At 70.1% G+C, this 18,945-nt stretch carries 17 protein-coding genes; 9 read left to right on the top strand and 8 right to left on the bottom strand.

Annotated features, from left to right (window positions below; translation table 11 throughout):
- The first annotated feature begins 168 nt into the window (after positions 1 to 168).
- Entirely contained in the window at positions 169 to 1,200 is a 1,032-nt protein-coding gene (locus ACFWXQ_RS46210; RefSeq protein ID WP_383954771.1) for an endonuclease/exonuclease/phosphatase family protein, read from the top strand.
- Positions 1,201 to 1,310: 110 nt separating this feature from the next.
- On the opposite strand, the gene snpA is transcribed toward ACFWXQ_RS46210, so the two are convergent.
- Positions 1,311 to 1,985 carry a snapalysin gene (gene snpA / locus ACFWXQ_RS46205; RefSeq protein WP_200397159.1) on the bottom strand — a complete coding sequence of 225 codons (675 nt, stop codon included), beginning with the start codon at positions 1,983 to 1,985 and terminating at the stop codon, positions 1,311 to 1,313.
- A 227-nt stretch (positions 1,986 to 2,212) separates the two neighbouring features.
- Here snpA and ACFWXQ_RS46200 point away from each other — a divergent pair, with 227 nt between their 5' ends.
- The gene (locus tag ACFWXQ_RS46200) at positions 2,213 to 3,136 is read left to right on the top strand and encodes a LysR family transcriptional regulator (protein ID WP_383954769.1); all 924 of its coding nucleotides are present in this window, start codon (positions 2,213 to 2,215) and stop codon (positions 3,134 to 3,136) included.
- Between the two features lie 137 nt (positions 3,137 to 3,273).
- On the opposite strand, the gene ACFWXQ_RS46195 is transcribed toward ACFWXQ_RS46200, so the two are convergent.
- Entirely contained in the window at positions 3,274 to 5,346 is a 2,073-nt protein-coding gene (locus tag ACFWXQ_RS46195) for a PhoX family protein (protein WP_383954768.1), read from the bottom strand.
- Positions 5,347 to 5,592: 246 nt separating this feature from the next.
- On the opposite strand from ACFWXQ_RS46195, the gene ACFWXQ_RS46190 reads away from it, so the two are divergent.
- Both ACFWXQ_RS46190 and metG read left to right on the top strand, forming a co-directional pair.
- A complete protein-coding gene (locus tag ACFWXQ_RS46190) occupies positions 5,593 to 7,566 on the top strand; it encodes a VWA domain-containing protein (RefSeq protein WP_383954766.1) in 1,974 nt (657 codons plus the stop codon).
- A gap of 177 nt (positions 7,567 to 7,743) precedes the next feature.
- Positions 7,744 to 9,468 (top strand): methionine--tRNA ligase, encoded by a 1,725-nt coding sequence (gene metG, locus ACFWXQ_RS46185; protein ID WP_383954764.1) that lies wholly within the window; start codon positions 7,744 to 7,746, stop codon positions 9,466 to 9,468.
- 110 nt (positions 9,469 to 9,578) lie between these two features.
- Here metG and ACFWXQ_RS46180 read toward each other — a convergent pair whose 3' ends face one another.
- The gene (locus tag ACFWXQ_RS46180) at positions 9,579 to 10,295 is read right to left on the bottom strand and encodes a class E sortase (RefSeq protein WP_383940050.1); all 717 of its coding nucleotides are present in this window, start codon (positions 10,293 to 10,295) and stop codon (positions 9,579 to 9,581) included.
- 145 nt (positions 10,296 to 10,440) lie between these two features.
- Positions 10,441 to 11,490, bottom strand: a complete 1,050-nt coding sequence (locus ACFWXQ_RS46175; RefSeq protein WP_383940047.1) for a saccharopine dehydrogenase family protein — start codon at positions 11,488 to 11,490, stop codon at positions 10,441 to 10,443.
- 71 nt (positions 11,491 to 11,561) lie between these two features.
- Here ACFWXQ_RS46175 and ACFWXQ_RS46170 point away from each other — a divergent pair, with 71 nt between their 5' ends.
- A complete protein-coding gene (locus ACFWXQ_RS46170; protein ID WP_383940044.1) occupies positions 11,562 to 12,572 on the top strand; it encodes a helix-turn-helix domain-containing protein in 1,011 nt (336 codons plus the stop codon).
- A gap of 19 nt (positions 12,573 to 12,591) precedes the next feature.
- Here ACFWXQ_RS46170 and ACFWXQ_RS46165 read toward each other — a convergent pair whose 3' ends face one another.
- Positions 12,592 to 12,870 carry a helix-turn-helix domain-containing protein gene (locus ACFWXQ_RS46165; protein WP_383940040.1) on the bottom strand — a complete coding sequence of 93 codons (279 nt, stop codon included), beginning with the start codon at positions 12,868 to 12,870 and terminating at the stop codon, positions 12,592 to 12,594.
- 72 nt (positions 12,871 to 12,942) lie between these two features.
- Between ACFWXQ_RS46165 and map the strand changes: the two genes are divergently transcribed.
- Positions 12,943 to 13,710 (top strand): type I methionyl aminopeptidase, encoded by a 768-nt coding sequence (gene map, locus ACFWXQ_RS46160; protein WP_383940037.1) that lies wholly within the window; start codon positions 12,943 to 12,945, stop codon positions 13,708 to 13,710.
- Between the two features lie 92 nt (positions 13,711 to 13,802).
- On the opposite strand, the gene ACFWXQ_RS46155 is transcribed toward map, so the two are convergent.
- Positions 13,803 to 14,219 carry an ATP-binding protein gene (locus ACFWXQ_RS46155; RefSeq protein WP_383940034.1) on the bottom strand — a complete coding sequence of 139 codons (417 nt, stop codon included), beginning with the start codon at positions 14,217 to 14,219 and terminating at the stop codon, positions 13,803 to 13,805.
- Positions 14,220 to 14,442: 223 nt separating this feature from the next.
- On the opposite strand from ACFWXQ_RS46155, the gene ACFWXQ_RS46150 reads away from it, so the two are divergent.
- Positions 14,443 to 15,294 carry a helix-turn-helix domain-containing protein gene (locus tag ACFWXQ_RS46150; protein WP_383940031.1) on the top strand — a complete coding sequence of 284 codons (852 nt, stop codon included), beginning with the start codon at positions 14,443 to 14,445 and terminating at the stop codon, positions 15,292 to 15,294.
- A gap of 8 nt (positions 15,295 to 15,302) precedes the next feature.
- Positions 15,303 to 15,500: a DUF397 domain-containing protein gene (locus ACFWXQ_RS46145; RefSeq protein WP_383940028.1), complete on the top strand. Its 198-nt coding sequence runs from the start codon at positions 15,303 to 15,305 to the stop codon at positions 15,498 to 15,500.
- A gap of 56 nt (positions 15,501 to 15,556) precedes the next feature.
- On the opposite strand, the gene ACFWXQ_RS46140 is transcribed toward ACFWXQ_RS46145, so the two are convergent.
- Entirely contained in the window at positions 15,557 to 16,900 is a 1,344-nt protein-coding gene (locus tag ACFWXQ_RS46140; RefSeq protein WP_383940026.1) for a polysaccharide lyase family 1 protein, read from the bottom strand.
- Between the two features lie 118 nt (positions 16,901 to 17,018).
- Entirely contained in the window at positions 17,019 to 17,852 is an 834-nt protein-coding gene (locus tag ACFWXQ_RS46135) for a DUF3152 domain-containing protein (protein WP_383940053.1), read from the bottom strand.
- Between the two features lie 339 nt (positions 17,853 to 18,191).
- Here ACFWXQ_RS46135 and ACFWXQ_RS46130 point away from each other — a divergent pair, with 339 nt between their 5' ends.
- Complete coding sequence (locus ACFWXQ_RS46130; protein WP_383940024.1) at positions 18,192 to 18,890, top strand: response regulator; 699 nt, start codon at positions 18,192 to 18,194, stop codon at positions 18,888 to 18,890.
- Positions 18,891 to 18,945: the final 55 nt, after the last annotated feature.

Genomic DNA, 18,945 nt, shown 5'->3' with positions numbered 1-18,945 from the left:
GTTCCCCGCGCCCCCAAAGACGAAAAGCCAGGGGCGCAGCCCCGCTTTTCAGGGGCGCGGGGAACTGCGCGACCAGCCACGACGCACCCGCACCCGGCAGCCGCCCTCAACCGTCCCCCCACATCCCCCGTCCTTAAGGGAGGATCCAGCCAACGGAAGGGGGCGAACTTGCGCAACGCAACGGCCGAGGCGGACGAATGGACGGACGACGCCCCCCTGGGGCGCCACGGCCGCACCCGCGCCGGCACCTGGTTCGCCGCACTGCTGCTCGCCGGCGTGAGCACAGTCGTCGGGTGCCGCATCGCGGACACCGACGGCATCACCCCCGTACCCCAACTGCTCGCGTTCCTGCCCTGGCTGCTCGCCCCCACCGCCGTCGCCCTCCTCTTCGCCGCCCTCTCCCGCTGGCGCCTCGGCCTCGTCTGGAGCGTGGCCGTGCTCGCCGCGCTCGCCTGGTACATCGAGCCGTACGGGAAGACGTCGCAGCCCAAGGGCGCCCCGGTCGCCGAACTCCGCGTACTCACCTCGAACGTCGAGTTCGGCCAGGCCACGGACGAACTGATCGACGCGATCAGGGACCAGCGGCCCGACCTCGTCTTCGTCCAGGAATGCGAGTACACGTGCGAGGAGAAACTGGAGCAGGCCTTCGGGAAGGGCAAGAACAGCAAAGGGGACCAGGGCTCCTACCCCTTTCGGCAGGCGGTCGAGGGCGCGGGCTCCGACGGTTCGGTGATCCTCAGCCGTCATCCGCTCAAGCCCGCCGCGGGCATCCCCGCGACGATGGGCATGCCCGGTGCCACGGCCGATGTGAAGGGCCACGAGATCCGGCTCCAGCTGGCCCATCCCATGCCCCCGCTGCCGACACAGCTGTCGACCTGGCGCGCGGAGCTGTCCGACCTCCGCGACTACGCGGACGCGAACCGCACCCGGCCCACCGTCCTCGCGGGCGACTTCAACGCCTCCCAGGACCACGCGGCCTTCCGCCGCATCCTGGACGCCGGGTTCGGGGACGCCGCCCGTCTCACCGGCGACGCCCGCACGCCGAGCTGGCCGGCCAGAACGGCCCCGCCGCTCGGCGCCCAGATCGACCACGTCCTGGTGTCCCGGGACTTCTCGGCGAACCGGGCCCGCTTCCTGGACCTCGGAAACACGGACCACCGGACGCTCGTCGTGGACCTGACCCTCTTCAAGAGCACGTAGAAGGAGGGGGAAGGGGAGGCGGGCAGGGTCGGGAAAAGGCGACGCGGGCCGCCCCTGTGCAGGAGGGACGGCCCACGTCAGTGGGGGGTGGGTGGTACATCCAGGGGGACCTACCGGTCCTGGTTCACCTTCGCCAGTGCCTTCGCGAGTCCGTTGATCCACAGCTGGTCGACGCGGGCCCGCTCGGCCGCGTTCGGGTTCGCGTTCGTGCAGGACGTGCCGGGTCCGCCACCGGACATCAGCTCGCTGCACGGGCCGCTGTAGTGGTCGGGCAGCCCGAGAACGTGCCCGGTCTCGTGGGCGGTGACGCGCGTGGAGTCGTACTGCTGGTTCTGCCTGTAGTCGAGGAATATGTAGCCCCGCCCGTGCCCGTCCGTGGACGCGTACGAACCGCGCGAGTCGTTCCCCTCGCGGTACGTGAAACTCGCGCCGCTGGTGCCGGCCTGGAGCTTGACGTTCGAGACGGAGCTGTTCCAGATCGACGTACTGCGGGCTATCTGGGCGCTGAAGGTCGGCGCGGCCGAGGCGTTGTAGACCACGGTGACAGCGGCGGCGGATGTCGGGTTCGCGGCGCGCTTCTCGGCCACGGACTTCAGCACCGCGTCGAAGAACGCCTTGTTGGCCTTGGCCTCCTCGCCGGAACCGTTGTAACCCGCGAAGGGGGCGGCCGGGGCAACGGGCGCGGGCGCCGCGGAGGCCGGTACGGCCCCGAGCACGGCGGCCGTGAGGCCGAGCCCGACCGCGGCCGAGAGAACGGGTGTGGACAGACGGGTGGACAGTCGCATCGATGACTCCTTGAGTGGGGGGTGAAGTCGTCATCGGTGAGTGTCTGTGTCTGTGGGCCGGCTGTGATGATGCCAATCAGAGATAGGACGCACCTATCACCCGGTCAGAAACGATCACCAACAGTCGGCTACTGATCATTTACCGATCGGTATCCACCCCAACTCGCCCCCTTCGGTCGGGGTTTGTGCGTCTGGTGCGGCTCGTGTGACCGTCCTAGGCTCACCGCATGGAGCTCGAGGTGAGGCACCTCCGCGCACTGTGCGCCATCGCCGACACCGGCAGCCTGCACCGGGCGGCCCGGCAACTCGGCGTTGCCCAGCCCTCGTTGAGCACCCAGCTCAAGCGCATCGAGCAGGAGCTCGGCGGCCCGCTCTTCCTCCGCGAACGCACCGGCTGCCGGCCGACCCCGCTCGGCCGTGTCGTCCTGGGCCGCGCCCGCCCGCTGGTGGCCGAAATGCGTGCCCTGGTCGCGGAGGCGCGGGCCGCCGCGACGGACGACGACGGCCCCCAGCTCCGGATCGGCTCCACGGCGAGCCGCGCCCTCGCGGGCTGGCTGCGCCGGCTGCGCGCGCGGCAGCGGGAGCCGGTCCTCCAGATGGACGTCTCCCCGAACGCGCTGCTGCGCATGCTCGCCGACGGCCGGCTCGACGTCGCCTACGTGCACGAGGTGGAGGGCTGTCCGCTGCGCGTGCCGGAGGGGCTGGCGCTGCGTGTCCTGGTCGAACGCGAGCCGCAGTTCGTCTCCCTGCCCGCCGACCATCCGGCGGCCGCGCGCCCGGAGGTTCAGCTCTCCGACCTGGCCGGGGACCGCTGGATGATCGATCCCACGGTGGACGGGGAATGGGACGCCGTGCATCGGATGCTGCGGGCGGCGGGGCTCAATCCCCGTGTGCTGCACGGGGATTACCACACGGCCGCGTCACTGGTCGCGACCGGCGAGGTCGTCACGGTGTGCCAGCCGACGTGTCAGCCCGGGCCGGCGATGGCCGTCCGGCGGATTCAGGGGGATCCGCTGGGTGTGCGGTTGTTGCTCGCGGCGCGTACGGAGGGGGAGTTGGACTCTGTGTTTCCCGGGCTGTGGGAGGCGTATTCGGAGGTTGCCCGGGAGGCGCCGGGGTATCGGGAGTGGCTGGATCGGGTGGGTGTTTGAGGGGTGGCTGCCGCCGGGTCGTGTGTCGGGTGCGGGTTCGGTGGGGGCTGGTCGCGCAGTTCCCCGCGCCCCTAAAGGACTAAAAGACAAACAAACAGGGGTGCCCTCTTCTTGAAGAGGGCACCCCATGTTGTAGATCAGGTGCCGATGTCGCAGCCGTCCTTGCGCCAGACTGCTACCACTGCCGGGCGGACCATCTTGCCGGGGCCGTCGGGCCAGATGCTCGCCGGGTTCTCGACGGTCGCGCCGGTGATCTCGCCCGGGTGCTGGACCGCGACGAGGACACGGCGGTCCTGGACGATGGGGCCGCAGGTCTCGGCGCCCTTCGGCACGGTGAGGAACTGCTTCAGCTCACCGCGGCGGTCGCCCTTCGTCGCCACGCCGAACAGGCCGTCGTGGGAGCCGAGCTGGGCGCCGTCGGTGGAGATCCACAGGTTGCCGTGCGGGTCGAAGGCCACGTTGTCCGGGCAGGAGATCTGGCTGACCTTCTCCTTCGGGAAGCCCGCGAAGTAGGTGGCCGGGTCCTTCGGGTCGCCCGCGACGAGGAACAGCGACCAGGCGAAGGTCGTGGCGTCGGCGCGGTTGCGGCGCTCGGTGAGCTCCAGGATGTGCCCGTGCTTGTTGGCGTTGCGCGGGTTGGCCTCGTCGGCCTTGGCGTTGGAGCCGACACCGCGGTTGGTGTTGTTGGTGAGGGCGACGTAGACCTTGCCGGTGTGCGGCGAGGGCTGGATGTCCTCGGGGCGGTCCATCTTCGTGGCGCCCACCTTGTCACCGGCGAGGCGCGTGAAGACGTACACCTCCTCGGCGGTCATGCCCTCGACGTGCGAGACGGCGCCCTTGGCGGTGGCGGTGGCCAGCGGGATCCACGTACCGCTGCCGTCGAACTCGCCGTCCGCCGGGAGCTTGCCCGTGCCGTCGATCTCGGTCGCCGGGGAGTCGCCGGTGAGCTTGGCGACGTACAGGGTGCCCTCGTCGAGGAGGGTCAGGTTGTGCTCGCGGGCGGAGCGGCTGTTGCCGTGGCGCATCCGCTTGCTGCCGACGAACTTGTACATGTAGTCGAAGCGCTCGTCGTCACCGGTGTAGGCGACCGGGCGGCCGTCCTCCGTGAGACGGATGGTCGCGCCCTCGTGCTTGAACCGGCCGAGCGCGGTGCGCTTGCGGGGCGTCGAGGTGGGGTCGTACGGGTCCAGCTCGACGATGTAGCCGAAGCGGTGCACCTCGTTCGGCTCCTGGGCGACGTCGAAGCGCTTGTCGAAACGCTCCCACTTGCGCTCGGAGGCGCCGGTGCCGATGCCGTAGCGCGCGTCCGTGGGACGGCTCGCGTTGGCGAAGTACTGGTTGAAGTTCTCCTCGCCGTGCAGCGTGGTGCCCCAGGGGGTCTCGCCGCCGGCGCAGTTGTTGAGCGTGCCGAGGACCTTCTTGCCGGTCGGGTCGACGGAGGTCTTGAGGAGGTTCGAGCCGGCGGCGGGGCCGGTCACCTTGAACTCGGTGGTCGCGGTGACGCGGCGGTTGAGGTGGTGGCGGGGTACGGCGGTGAGTCTGCCGCTCTTCCGGTCCTCCTCGACCACGACGACGCCCAGACCGTGGGCGGCCCAGGCGATCTCCACCTGCTCGCGGGTGGGGTTGGCGGCGTCGTATCCCTTGAACATCAGGATTTCGTCCGTGTACTCGTGGTTGGCCACGAGCAGCTGGCGGCCGCGCTCGCCCCGCAGCGGGAGCAGGGCGAGGAAGTCGCAGTTGTAGCCGAACTGGCCGGCCTGCGCCTGGGCGGTCTGCCGGTTCGGGTCGAAGGCGGGGGCGCCGCGCAGGATGGGCTCGCCCCAGCGGATCACGACGTTCTGGCCGTAGCCCTCGGGGACGGTCACGGCGTCGGCGGTGTTCGGCGCGACGGGCGTGAAGCGGAGGCCGCGGGCGGCCTTGCCGCCGGTGAAGGCGGCGGGCGTGCCCTCGGGCGCCTGGGCGGCGGCCGGGGTCGCGCCGGCGCCGACGACCGCGCCCCCGGCGGCGGCGGTGACGGTCACGGCGGCCGCCGCGCGCATCATGGAACGGCGGCTGAGCGCTCCGGCGATGACGTCGCCGACGTATTCGTTGTCGCTGGTGTTGGGCGCCGGGTGAAAGCAGGCGTTACCACAGCGGTACCGACAGGTCATCTCGGAACGGCCGCCCGGGTGTGAGCCGGTCGAGCCGATCAACGGCAGCAGGTTGCGCACGTTCCCTCCCCTATGTCTGTGTCCGGCGTGACGCTATGGGCACGCCCGTGCGGGGGCGCAGCCAAGAGGTGAACGGGGGGTGAACCCCCGGAGTCCGCAGGGGAGTCGAGGCAAAGGGAAGGTAAGGGGAACCTAACTTGGGGGCCATAATCGACCCTGCCCAAGATCTCCAAATCCTGCGGCTAACCTTACGTGTCCGTCCTGGCCAGGGATTGACGGAACCAACTCATGCGAAGGGTTGCGCACATGGGCATTCTCACCCGCCTGCGGAATGCGTTCGGAAAGTCACGCAAGGGGGACGCTGCCGTTGCTGCCGCCACCCCTGCCGCCGAGCCGAGCGTGCCGGCGGCCCGACAGGAGACGGCTCCCGAGCCGGCACCGGCACCTACGGCGGCCGAGCCGCAGGCCACCGAGCCCAAGGCATCAGTGGTGGACGAACTGGTGTCGGCGGCCTTCGACAATGTGACGGTCCCGAAGCAGTCGTCTCCGACGGCTGAACAGACAACCAAGGCTGAGCCGACCGAAAAGGCCAAGCCCAACCCGGCGATCGAGACGAAGCCGACGCCGGAGCCGAAGGCTGAGCCGGCGCCGGAGACGAAGGTTGAGACCGAGCCGGCGCCGAAGGTTGAGGCCGAGCCGGCGCCAGAGCCGACGGTTGAGGCCGAGCCGGCCGTCGAGCCGACTGCCAAGGCTGAGCCGGTCATCGAGGCTGAGCCGGCGGTTGTGGCTGAGCCAGCGGTTGTGGCTGAGCCGGTGGCAGAGGCCGAGCCGGTCGTCGAGACCAAGCCTGAGCCGGAGACGAAGGCCGAGCCGGTCGTGGAAGCGGAGGCTGAGCCGGTCGTCGAGGCCAAGGCGGAGCCCATCGTCGACGCCGAGCCCGTCGTCGAGGCTGAGCCGGTCGTGGATGCCAAGGCCGAGCCCGTCGCCGAACCCGAGCCGGTCGTTGAGCCCGAGGCCGAGGCGAAGCCCGTCGTGGAGGCGGAAGCGGAGACTGAGGCGGAGGCGGAGTCCAAGGCCGAGCCCGTTGTCGCCGTCGAGCCGGAGGCCAAGGTCCAGGCCGAGCCCGCCGTCGAGCCCGAGCCAGTCGTCGAAGCCGAGCCCGAGCCGGAGCCCGTCGTCGCCGACGTGACCCCGGAGCCCGAGCCGGTCGTCGAGCCCGAACCCGAGTCCGTGGTTGTCGAGACCGTCCCCGAAGCCGAGCCCGAGCCCGTGGTTGCTGAGGTCATTTCCGAGGCAGAGCCCGTCACCGCACAGGCGGACGAGCCCGCAGTCGCCGACGGCGATGACGCCCCACAGGGGCCACCCGCAGTCGACGACGAAAGCATCACGGGCGGTGCGGGTGGGAAAACCGACGCGGACGAAGGCGAAGCCGAGTCCGAAGTGCCGGCACCCGAAATCACCACCGAACCCGACCCGGCCCTCCCGGCGGAGCCCATCGCCGCCGACGGCGGTCAGGCCCCACAGGGGCCACCGGCAGTCGACGACGAAAGCGTCACGGGCGGAGCGGGTGGGGAAACCGGCGCGGACGAAGGCGGAGCCGAGTCCGAGGGGGCGGCACCCGCCACCACCCTCACCACGCTCAAGACCCGCGCCCCGGGCCTAACCACCGCCTACAACGCCGCCGCCACCACCCTCACAAAGAACAACCTCACCGGCACCCGAGCCAAGGTCTACCTCGTCCTGGACCGCTCCGCGAGCATGCGCGCGTACTACAAGGACGGCTCCGCCCAGGCCCTCGGCGAGCAGACCCTCGCCCTCGCCGCCCACCTGGACCCCACCGCCACGGTCCACGTCGTCTTCTTCTCCACCGAACTGGACGGCACCGGCGAACTCGCCCTCCCCGACCACGAGAACAAGATCGACGAACTCCACGCAGGCCTCGGCCGCATGGGACGTACGAGCTACCACGCCGCCGTACAGGAAGTCCTCACCCACCACGAGAAGTCGGACGCCCCCACGGCCCCGGCCCTCGTGATCTTCCAGACGGACGGCGCCCCGGACGCCAAGACCCCCGCGACCCAGTCCCTCACGGACGCGGCGAAGAACCACCCCGGCGTCTTCTTCTCCTTCGTCGCGTTCGGCGAGCAGGACAACAAGGCCTTCGACTACCTCCGCAAGCTCAAGACGGACAACACCGCGTTCTTCCACGCGGGCCCGACCCCGCGCGAGCTCACGGACACGGAGGTCTACGAGGGCGTACTGGCGAACTGGCGCCCGTAAACCCACCGGCGTAGCCCCACAGAAACAACCCCCGGGCCGCCCGCCTCCCACCCCTTAAAAGGGGGAGCGGGCGGCCCACCCATGTCGGCTACGATTTCAAGGTTCGTAAGACGGTCGACGATCGAAGCATCACCCACCGAACCGTCACCCCACGTAACGACCCGGGAGCAGCCCGCAATGGCTCGACACCTCATCACCAGCGCCCTTCCGTACATCAACGGGATCAAGCACCTGGGCAACATGGTGGGGTCCATGCTCCCGGCGGACGTGTACGCCAGGTACCTCCGCCAGCGCGGCCACGACGTCCTCTACATCTGCGCGACGGACGAGCACGGCACCCCGGCCGAACTGGCGGCGAAGGAGCAGGGCCTGCCGGTCGACGAGTTCTGCGCCCAGGCGCACGACGCCCAGAAGGCGGTCTACGACGGCTTCGAGCTGGCCTTCGACTACTTCGGCCGCAGCTCGTCCCCGCAGAACCGCGAGATCACGCAGCACTTCGCCCGCCGCCTCAACGAGAACGGCTTCATCGAAGAGCGCGCGATCCGCCAGGTGTACTCCCCGGTGGACGGCCGCTTCCTCCCCGACCGTTACGTCGAGGGCACCTGCCCCCACTGCGGCTACGACAAGGCCCGCGGCGACCAGTGCGAGAACTGCACCCGCGTCCTGGACCCCACCGACCTGATCAACCCCCGCTCGGCGATCTCCGGTTCGACGGAGCTGGAGGTCCGGGAGACGAAGCACCTCTTCCTCCTCCAGTCGAAGCTGCAGCACGAGGTCGAGGAGTGGGTGGCGCGGCACGAGGAGGAGTGGCCGCAGCTGGCCTCCTCCATCGCCCGCAAGTGGCTGACCGAGGGCCTGCACGACCGCGCGATCACCCGTGACCTGGACTGGGGCGTCCCGGTCCCGGCGGACACCTGGCCGGAGCTGGCGGCCGAGGGCAAGGTCTTCTACGTCTGGTTCGACGCCCCGATCGAGTACATCGGCGCGACGAAGGAGTGGTCGGACAAGGACCCGGAGAACCGCGACTGGAAGTCCTGGTGGTACGAGGCGGACACGGGCGAGAACCCGGTCCGCTACACGGAGTTCATGGCGAAGGACAACGTCCCGTTCCACACGGTGATGTTCCCCGCCACGGAGCTGGGCGTACGCGAGCCGTGGAAGAAGGTCGACTACGTCAAGGCCTTCAACTGGCTGACGTACTACGGCGGAAAGTTCTCCACGTCCCAGAAGCGCGGCGTCTTCACCGACCACGCCCTGGACATCCTCCCCGCCGACTACTGGCGCTACTTCCTGATCGCCAACGCCCCGGAGTCGGACGACTCGTCCTTCACGTGGGAGCACTTCACGGCCACGGTGAACAAGGACCTGGCGGACACCCTCGGCAACTTCGTCAACCGAGTGCTCTCCTTCTCCAAGAAGCGCTTCGGCGAGGAGGTCCCGGCGGGCGCGGAGGCGGGCGGGCCCGAGACGAAGCTGGGCGAGGAGATCGCCGCCCTGCTCTCCGAGTACGAGACCCAGATGGAGGCCCTCCAGTTCCGCAAGGCCGCGGCCGCCCTGCGCGCCCTGTGGTCGGCCGGCAACTCCTACCTGGAGGAGAAGGCCCCCTGGCTGGAGATCAAGACCAACCCGGACGGCGCGGCCCTCACCCTCCGCGTCGCGATGAACCTCATCCACCTCTACTCGGTCATCTCCGAACCCTTCATCCCGGCCTCCTCCAAGGCGATGCGCTCGGCGTTCGCCCTGCCGGACGACACGGCGACGTGGGTGACGGCGGCCGAGGCGAAGTCCCTGAACTTCCTCCCCGCGGGCACCCCCTTCACGGTCCCCCCGGTCCTCTTCGCCAAGATCACGGACGAGGACCTGGAAACGTACAAGGAGCGCTTCGGCGGCGCACCGGAGTAACCGCAGCACGCACATAGGAGGCGGGGAGGGTCGTCGCACGACGACCCTCCCCGCCTCCCGCGTTCCTCCTGCGCAGTCGACGTCAGAACACCGACGTCAGGACACCGACGTCAGAACACCGACGTCAGTACGCCGATCTTGTCGATGCGGTGTTCGGGATTGCCCCGGTCGTCGCGCCAGAAGTTCCCGGCCGCGTTGTCCTCGGGGGTCGCGCACGTGGAGATGGTGATCATGGCCTGGGTGGGGGTCCTGTCCGGGAAGCCCGGCACCGCCGCCCGCTGTTCGGCGAGCGAGCGCTCGGAGCGGAAGGAGGTCTCCCTGGTGCCGGTGATCTCGTACTCGTACACCGTGCCGCCGGACGTGACGACGACCGAGTCGCCCTCGTCGAGGGACGGGAGTTCGCGCAGCGGGCCGCCGGCGGAGAGACGGTGGGCCGTGACGAGGTAGTTGCCGACCTCACCGGGCCCGACCCCGCCACGACTCCCGTACGGACTGGCTCCGACGCCGTCGTTCTGGATCCGCGTGCCCGGCCAGTCGTCGGTCGTCCCCTCGTACGGGACGACGCGCAGGTCCTTGAGCCCGATCGCGGGGATGGCGAGCCGGGCGGTCCGGGTCCGGGTGTCGCTCTCCGGGGGTGACGGGCTCGCGGAGGAGGACGGGGTCGGGGCCGGGGTGGCGGGAGCCGTCGGGACCTGGGCCGTCGCGGGGGCGGTGTCCGTTGGGGGCTTGGCAGAAGTGCCCGTCGGAACCGTCTCACTGGAACACCCCAGGAGCAGCGCGACAACCGCGCCCGTGAGCGCGCCGGAAAGTGCTCGGGAACGGGACATGGCACTCGGGATCGGTAGCCGGTTCGGGTCGTACCACCACGCGTCGTACCACCACGCATGGCGGCCACCCCACTCAAAGACAAGAACGCCCGGACCGGCCCAGGCGTTCCCGCACGACGCGACAGCGGAACGCTCTGCCTCGCTGCTAACCCAATTCGACTTCGACAGTGATGTGTGGCGCCAGTGCACGCAGAAGGTCGGCGGCGTCGAAGATCTCCCCCGCGGAGGCGACGCCGACCGTGCGGGTCCGGCCGGTGAGGATGCGGTGGACCGCCTCCACCGCGAGCGGCGCGGTCACGGCGTAGATGTCCTGGCCCCGCGCCACGGCGTGCCGTGCGCTGTCGCCCAAGCGGACGACGACGTCGACGAGGAAGGTCTGGTCGGAGCGGCCGTGCTCGTCGACCGCGGAGGGTGCCGGGGTGTCCGGGGCGGCCAGGTCCCCGGCAGCCTCGACCGTCATATAGGTGCGTACCTCGGGGATGGTCAGATGGCTGGGGATCGTGACGACGTCGGCCATCGTGAACTCTCCGATGACCGCGCGGGTGCCCATCGGGTCGGGGAAGGGCCACTTCAGGGTGGGCAGGGCGTCGCTGTGGTACTCCAGCCGCCCGTTCATGTAGCGGACGCGTCGGCCGTTGCGCCGCTCCCCGGAGATCCGGCCCGCCTCGCGGGTCCCGGGCGTGGGGTGCCAGCTGTTCAGGCCGTACGCGATGTGCGCCTCGTCGGCCGTCGTCCAGTCGCCCATCGCCGCGGTGACCAGCAGGTCGCCGAGGCCGCCGTAGAAGGCCATCGCGGGGACGATCACCGCTCCGGCGGTGCGGGCGCGGTCCGTGAAGTGGGCGAACGTGTCGGCGTTGGCCTCGATCTCGGCCGCGACGTCCACGTACGGGATCCCGGCGCGCAGGGCCGCCTCGATCACGGGTGCGGCGGTGGTGGCGAAGGGTCCGGCGCAGTTGATCACCGCCGCCGTGCCGGCGAGGGCCCGGTCGAGCGAGGCCACGTCGTCGACCGACGCCGGCCGGACGGCGAGCCCGGGACCGGACGCCGCCGCCAGCTCCCTCAGCCGGCCCTCGTCACGGCCGGAGAGCACCGGCACGAACCCGCGCTCCAGCAACTGCGCCACCACGAACCGCCCGGTGTGCCCGTACGCGCCGAACACGGCCACCGTCTGCCCCGAACCCGCCTCTGATCTCATACGGACATCCTGACGAGGACGGGCACCCCACCGTGAGTGTCCGGAACGCCATGCCCCATACAATTACGGACATGAGCGGGGACATGAAAACGGTCACGGGCACGACCGCAGGCGGGCGAACGGGCACGAGCACTGTCGCGCTGGCCGTCACCGACGGGATGCTGCACTTCGAACTGTCCGTGGCGTACGAGGTGTTCGACTCCGCGCCGGTCGGCGTGGCCGGTCCCTGGTACGACGTGGCGGTCTGCGGGTCGGCCGCCGTGCAGGTGGGACGGTTCAGGCTGGAGCCCGACCACGGGCTCGACCGGCTCCGATACGCCGACACCGTGATCGTCCCCGCCTGGGCGGACGTGGACGAGGACCCGCCCGCCGACCTGGTCGACGCGGTGCGTGCCGCCCATGAGGCGGGCGCCCGCGTGGCCTCCCTCTGCACGGGCGCGTTCGTGCTGGCCGCGGCGGGCCTGCTGGACGGACGGCGCGCGACCACGCACTGGGCGCACACCGACGTCCTGGCCGCCCGCCACCCCGAGGTGGAGGTCGACCCGGACGTGCTCTACGTGGACAACGGGAGCGTGCTCACCTCCGCGGGCAAGGCCGCCGCGCTGGACCTGTGCCTGCACCTCGTGCGCCTCGACCGCGGCTCGGCGGTCGCCAACGCCGTCGCCCGCCGCCTGGTCGTGCCGCCGCACCGGGCGGGCGGCCAGGCCCAGTTCGTCGCCGCGCCGGTGCCGGCCCGGGACGACCATCCGCTCGCCGACCTGCTCCCCTGGGCCGTCGACCGTCTGGACCAACCGCTGACCGTGGAGGACCTGGCCCGCCAGGCACGTATGAGCTCCCGCAACCTGGGCCGCCACTTCCGAGCGGCCACCGGCACCACCCCACTCCAGTGGCTCCTCACCCAACGCATCCGCCGGGCCCAGGAACTCCTGGAAACCACCGACAACAGCATCGACACCATCGCCACGGCCACCGGAATGGGCACCGCCACGACCCTGCGCCGCCACTTCAACCGCACGATCGGCGTGCCACCGGACACGTACCGCCGCACGTTCCGCACGGGGACCCCGCGGCCGGAAGGCTGAGCGGCCGGGCGGGCAACGGTCAGGCGGACATGGCCTGCTCACCTCCATCGGCGTCTCCGGCCGCACAGGCGGTGACCAGGTCGTCCAGGGACAGGTGCAGTGCGTGGGCCAGGGCGGCCACGGTGAAGAAGGCCGGGGTCGGGGCCCGGCCGGTCTCGATCTTGCGGAGTGTCTCGGCGGACACTCCGGCGGCGGCTGCCACGTCGGCCATGCTGCGGTCACCGCGGGCCCGGCGGAGCAGGAACCCGAAGCGCTCTCCGCGTTGCCGCTCCTGCGGACTCAAAGGAACTCTCACCATGACCGTGATACTAATACCGGTATAAGTATTGGGCAGCGTCGCATGGCGTCGCACGGCAGGGAGTCACGACACATGGTGGAGATCAAGACGGACACGGCACTGGAGGCGATGCGGGAAGCGGGGCGCGTCGTGGCCCACGCACTCGCGGCGGCCCGCGCGGCGTCGGCTGTGGGAGTTCGCCTGCGCGAGCTCGACGAAGCGGCCCGCACCGTGCTCACCGAGGCCGGAGCGAGCTCTCCGTTCCTGGGCTACCAGCCCTCCTTCGCCCCGGTCCCGTTCCCCGCCGTGATCTGCGCCTCCGTGAACGACGCCGTGTCGCACGGCATCCCCGGCGACTACCGTCTGCGCGACGGCGACCTGGTGAGCATCGACTGCGGAGCGGAACTCGACGGCTGGACCGGCGACGCGGCGATCAGCTTCACCGTCGGCACCCCTCGCCCCGCCGACGTCGAACTCATCGCCGCCACCCAGCAGGCCCTCGACGCCGGTATCGCCGCCGCCACCGTCGGCAACCGCATCGGCGACATCTCCCATGCCATCAGCACGGTCGCCCGCAAGGCCGCCTGCGGTATGCCGTCCGACTTCGGCGGCCACGGCATCGGCCGCCAGATGCACGAGGACCCCCACGTCCCCAACCACGGACGCCCCGGCCGCGGCTTCCCCCTGCGCCACGGACTCGCCCTCGCCATCGAGCCCATGCTCATGGCCGGCGGCCACAACGACTACCGCACCGACCCCGACGGCTGGACCCTGCGCACGATCGACGGCAGCCAGTCCGCCCACATCGAACACACCATCGCCATCACCGACTCCGGCCCCCGAATCCTCACCCTCCCCTGACAAGCCCGACGCCGGCATCAGCCCTCCTCGAAAAGCCCCGCGGCCTCGGTCGCATGCACCGCCCGCCGCGCCCAGAGCTCGATGCCAACGCGCTACGCGGCACCAAGGTCACACCACACGTACTTGCCGCGGTCGGCGCCTCTGGCCAGCGGGTGCCAGCCCCAGACGTCGGCGCAGGCCTGGACGAGGGTCAGGCCTCGGCCCGTTTCCGAGTCCAGGGAGGACTGGCCCAACGCCGGTGCGGGGTCAGGGGGTTCGGGGTTCGCGTCCCACGCTCCGATACGGAGGACTCCGTCGCGCCAGCGGAGGCGTAGGGCGGCGGGGCCCTTCGTATGGCGTACGGCGTTGGAGATCAGCTCCGTCGCCAGGAGTTCGGCGACGTCCGTGAGGCGGATCAGGCCGTGGATCGTGAGGATGAGGCGGAGGGTTCGGCGGCAGACCGTCACCGCGCGGGGGTCGTGGGGGATGTGGAGCGTGTACTCCCAGGGCTCGATGGCGTTTTGTGGCATGCGTGAACTCCGTTTCGTGAGTGAGGGGTTGAGGTGGGGAAAGGTGGCATGCCGCAGCCGTCGTGGCAGGACGGAGCGGTGCGCTTCCGGGCCCCGTTGATTTCACAGAGTGCGCCTCGCGTCACCGACGGTATGGGTAAAATTTGGTGCCACGCAAGCCGCAGCCATAATCTGCCCCTCGAACGAGTCACTGCCTCACGACAGTTGAGGCAAGGAGGAAGCCATGCCGCGTAGACGGCAGCCCACCGCACGCCAGGAGCGCCTGGGCACTGAACTGCGGAAACTACGCGAAGCCGCAGGGCTCAAGGCACGCGAAGCCGCCACGCTGGTCGGCTCCGACTCGGCGCAGATGAGCCAGATGGAGTCCGGGATCGGGGGTGTGAGCGAACAGCGCCTGCGCAGACTTGCCGCTCATTACTCCTGTACGGACACGGAGTTGATCGAGTCGCTGGTGGCGATGGCGGCCGATCGGACGCGCGGCTGGTGGGAGGAGTTCCGGGGCCTGTTGCCCACACCGTTCCTGGACATCGCCGAGCTGGAACACCACGCTGTGCAACGGCGCGACGTGGAGTCCCTGTACGTCCCCGGACTTCTTCAGACAGAGGACTACGCCCGCGCCGTCTTCTCGTACCGGGTACCTGAACTTCCCGAATCCGAGACGGAGTTGCGAGTTCGCCACCGGATGCAGCGCAAGCTCGTCGTCGAGGGCCCCGCCCCCATCCCGTACGAAGCGGTGATCCATGAAGCCGCGCTGCGCATCAGGGTCGGCGATCGCGCCGCTGCACGGGCTCAGCTGACCCGCGTCCTGGAACTCTCCGAAGCGAACCACATCACCGTGCGGGTCATCCCCTTCGACCTGGACGGCTTCGCCGGAGCCTGGAGCACCATGATGTACGCGGGCGGAACCGTGCCCGAACTGGACACGGTCGTACGCGACGCACCTCACGGCGTCGCCTTCATCGACTCCCAAGCCCAGCTCAGCGCCTTTCGAACGCTCTTCCGTAAAGTGAAGGCTGCGTCACTCGAACCCGAACGGTCGCGTGACTTCATCCACAGGCTCACGAAGGAACTGTGAGGCGCACCATGACCACGCCCCAGAACTGGCAGAAGTCGTCGTTCTCCGGCGGCGGCGATGGCAACAACTGCGTCGAACTCGCCTCCACCCCCCACACCATCCACCTCCGCGAGAGCGACGCCCCCTCCATAGAACTCGTCACCACCCCCACCCCCCTCTCCCACCTCCTCCACGGCATACGTTCCGGCACCCTCGGCGGTGTATGAGAGAGGCCCGGGACGGCGGCAAGTCCCGGGCCCAGCTCACTTGTTCAACGGTGACGTCAGGAAAGAACCCCCGCACCCGTCGTCTTCAGCAGCTCAGCCGGCAGGCCGTTCGCCGACGTCTGGAGGCCCGCCGTCAGGGTCGGCTTCCAGTTGACCGTCGTCTTCAGCTTCTTCGAGTTCGCCGTGTTGTACGCGGCGACGAGGTCCGTGGACTTGCCGTTGACGAGGTTGCCGCTGCCGGCGACCGAGCCCGTGCCGTCGCCGCTCAGGAGCTTGGCGACAGACGCGCCGGACGGGAGGGTCCAGGAGTTGTGCTCGGCGACGACCTGGGCCTTGGCGCGGGAGTCGAGGCTGTACTTGGGGGCGTAGCCGTTGAGGGTCGTCGTGTCGTAGACGTTGTTGTAGAGGTGGATCTGGCCGATACGGGCCAACGGGGCGCGCTGGGTGATGCCCTTCCACACGTTGTGGTGGATGGAGACGCGCAGCTTGCCGACGCTGTCGGTGTCGCTGCTGCCGATCAGCATCGTCTTGTCGTGGTTGGTGAACTGGTTGCGCTCGACGGTCACCAGGTCCGATCCGTTGGTGATGTCGAGGGCGCCGTCGTGGATCTGGTACTTGCGGCCGAAGTACGTCTGCTCGGACTTGTCGAAGAACGGCGCGTCGCTGAACGTGTTGTGGTCCGCCCACACGTGGGTCGCCCCGCGCAGCGTCACCGAGTCGTAGTTGGAGTTCCACTCGCCGGCGGAACCGTCCGTCGGGTCCCACTGCGGGAAGCAGTCCTCGGTGGCGGTGAGGGAGAGGTTGCGGATGATGACGTTGTCGACGTCCTGCACCTGCAGACTCCCGCCGGTGATCCCGGCCTTGGTGCCCGGGACGCCCACGACGGTGGTGTTGGCCGGGACCCGGAAGACGATGCTCTTCTTCTGCTTGGTCTGGGCGGCCGCGCGGGCCTTCTCCTGCGTGCCCGCGGGCGCCTTCTTGCCGTACGTGGCCGGGTCGAACGCCTTCAGATACGCCGAGAGTGAATAGCCCGTGCCTGAGGCGTAGTCGGCGCAGGTCAGCTTCTTGCCTGCGGCGTCCGTGTTGGCGTCGATCGTGCCCTTGACCTTGATGATCCTCGGCGTGGTGTCGGTCGCCGAGCCGAGTGCCTTCACCAGCTCGGCGCGGGTGGCGACGGTGAAGGTGTGCGCCGCGTCGGCCTTCGAACCGCCGGTCGTGCCCGAACCGGACGCCGCCCAGCCGTCCTTGGCGGGCAGGGCCTGGTGCGCCAGGTCGACGGCACCCGCGTTCGCGTTCATCACGAAGGGGACGGCGCCGAGACCCGCGGCCGCCACGGCGGCGACGGAGAGAAGAGCGGTGCGCCGCTTGCGGAGGGACCTGCGGTGGGAGGGGGATGCCACGGATGAGTCCTTACGTGGTTCTTGTGGGGCTCGTGCGTTGTGTGGAGCCCCTGTGAAAGGGGTTCCGACTCATCTGTGGTCGCGGCGACCGGAAAGGTTGCCATGAGTTTTCCGGTCGTCAGGACACCGCCGGCCCCGTGACGAACCGTCCCTTCGCGTCGTACGGCCAGACGTTGGGCTTGCAGCCGAGCATCCCCTTGATCTGCTGCATCATCGCCGGGGCCGGCTTCCCCGCTCCCGGGCACGTCACATGGCCGTGGCCGAGGAAGTGGCCGACCTCGTGGTTGATGATCAGCGCGCGGTAGGCGTCCACGTCGGCGGCGTACACCGGGGTCGCCAGCAGCCACCGCTTGAGGTTGACCACGACGTCCTTGCCCACGTTGCAGTTGACCTCGCCGCGCGTGTTCAGGCCGTACTTGCCGCAGATCGCGTCCACCGTTCCCGGCGTGGCGAACCGTACGACGAAGTCGGCCGTACCGCTGGAGACGCGCCGGAAGCCCGACCGGCCGTCGGCCGTCCAGCCGCGCGGGTCGGCGAGTATGCCCTCCACCTGCTCGGCGACATCGGCCGCCGACTGCGTGAGGCCGTCCTCCACGACGACCTTGTAGCTCAGGACCCGGCTGCCCTTCCCGACGGTCCCGCTCCCCCCGCCCGCGGTGGCGAACGTCCCGGGACCCGAGGCCGGGATGCTGGGCGCGGAGGAGGAGGACGAGGACGCGGAGGGGCTGCCCTTTCCGGACGGCTCGCTGCCGGCCTCTTCGCCGGCCTTCCCGCCGTCCTCCTCGGCTGGCTTCCCGCTCGCCCCGGCCGACTCCGTCCCGCCGCTCGGTTCCGGTGTCAGGTCCGGCGTCGAAGCGGAGGGCGACGAGGAGGCGGATCCGTCGGCGGCGTCGGAGGACGAGGACGTCGTCCAGTTCACGGCCACAGCGGCGGCGATCACCAACGCGACCAGCGCCGCCAGGCCGCCGAGTAACGGACCCTTGCCCCTCCGGCCGCGCCCGCCCGAACGCCCGCCGGACTGCCCCCGGCCACCGGATTGCGCGGAGCCTCTGCGACGACGCCGGGACGGTCTGGAGGCGGAGGACCCCCTGGTCGAGGACGGCTTCGTGCGACGGGCAGTCGTGTTCATGGTCATCAAGAGTGAGTACGGCATGTGATGGGATATCGCTCAGCGGATAACGAAAAGATAACGGTCGATCACCCGTCCGGCCTATGTGATCGTCCCGTAACAGTTCCCCCGCCGACGCCGGTGGCTCCCTCAACTCTCCTGAGCCGTACGGATACTGAGCACATGCCACGCGTCCTGCTGATCGAAGACGACCGCGCCGTACGGGAGGGCGTCCGGCTCGCACTGCGCCGCCAGGGACACGACGTCACCACCGCCGGGACCGGCGAGGACGGACTGGCCCTGCTGCGGTCCTTCCGGCCGGACGTCGTCGTGCTCGACCTGATGCTGCCCGGCCTCAGCGGCCTTGAGGTGTGCCGCCGGATCCGTACCGAGGACCAGGTGCCGATCATCATGGCGACCGCCCGGGGCGAGGACACGGACATCGTGGTCGGTCTTGAGGCCGGGGCGGACGACTACGTCGTCAAGCCGGTGCAGGCACGCGTACTCGAAGCCCGTATCCGCGCGGTCCTGCGCCGGGTCGGCGGCGCGCCCAACCCCGACGGCATACCGAAGATCGAGACCCACGGCGACGACGGCGAACTGACCATCGACCGGGCCGGGTTGGCCATCACCCGGCGGGGCGCGCCCGTCGCCCTCGCCCCTTCCGAACTGCGGCTCCTGCTGACCCTCTCCGCCTCGCCCGGCCAGGTGTTCTCCCGGCAGCAGCTGCTGGAGGCGGTCTGGGAGCACAGCTACCACGGCGACTCCCGGCTGGTGGACGCGTGCGTCAAGCGGCTGCGCACCAAGATGGGCGAGCCGGCGGGACAGCCGCGCTACATCCAGACCGTGCGCGGCTTCGGCTACCGGTTCCAGTCCCGGTGAGCGGCACCTGGATACGTACCTGGGTACGCGGGTCGGCCGAATACGGACGGGCGAC

The sequence above is a fragment of the Streptomyces sp. NPDC058697 genome (genome assembly GCF_042715345.1).
Lineage (GTDB): Bacteria > Actinomycetota > Actinomycetes > Streptomycetales > Streptomycetaceae > Streptomyces > Streptomyces liliifuscus.
Note: the sequence above shows the minus strand (reverse complement) of the source record. Positions and strands in the feature narration are given on the sequence as shown.

Bases quoted from the DNA above. Each gene is read 5' to 3' on its own strand.
- ACFWXQ_RS46145 (WP_383940028.1), top strand. From the start codon at position 15,303: ATGACCACGCCCCAGAACTGGCAGAAGTCGTCGTTCTCCGGCGGCGGC.
- ACFWXQ_RS46175 (WP_383940047.1), bottom strand. From the start codon at position 11,490: ATGAGATCAGAGGCGGGTTCGGGGCAGACGGTGGCCGTGTTCGGCGCG.
- snpA (WP_200397159.1), bottom strand. From the start codon at position 1,985: ATGCGACTGTCCACCCGTCTGTCCACACCCGTTCTCTCGGCCGCGGTC.
- ACFWXQ_RS46170 (WP_383940044.1), top strand. From the start codon at position 11,562: ATGAGCGGGGACATGAAAACGGTCACGGGCACGACCGCAGGCGGGCGA.
- metG (WP_383954764.1), top strand. From the start codon at position 7,744: ATGGCTCGACACCTCATCACCAGCGCCCTTCCGTACATCAACGGGATC.
- ACFWXQ_RS46130 (WP_383940024.1), top strand. From the start codon at position 18,192: ATGCCACGCGTCCTGCTGATCGAAGACGACCGCGCCGTACGGGAGGGC.
- map (WP_383940037.1), top strand. From the start codon at position 12,943: ATGGTGGAGATCAAGACGGACACGGCACTGGAGGCGATGCGGGAAGCG.
- ACFWXQ_RS46155 (WP_383940034.1), bottom strand. From the start codon at position 14,219: ATGCCACAAAACGCCATCGAGCCCTGGGAGTACACGCTCCACATCCCC.
- ACFWXQ_RS46190 (WP_383954766.1), top strand. From the start codon at position 5,593: ATGGGCATTCTCACCCGCCTGCGGAATGCGTTCGGAAAGTCACGCAAG.
- ACFWXQ_RS46165 (WP_383940040.1), bottom strand. From the start codon at position 12,870: ATGGTGAGAGTTCCTTTGAGTCCGCAGGAGCGGCAACGCGGAGAGCGC.
- ACFWXQ_RS46150 (WP_383940031.1), top strand. From the start codon at position 14,443: ATGCCGCGTAGACGGCAGCCCACCGCACGCCAGGAGCGCCTGGGCACT.
- ACFWXQ_RS46180 (WP_383940050.1), bottom strand. From the start codon at position 10,295: ATGTCCCGTTCCCGAGCACTTTCCGGCGCGCTCACGGGCGCGGTTGTC.
- ACFWXQ_RS46200 (WP_383954769.1), top strand. From the start codon at position 2,213: ATGGAGCTCGAGGTGAGGCACCTCCGCGCACTGTGCGCCATCGCCGAC.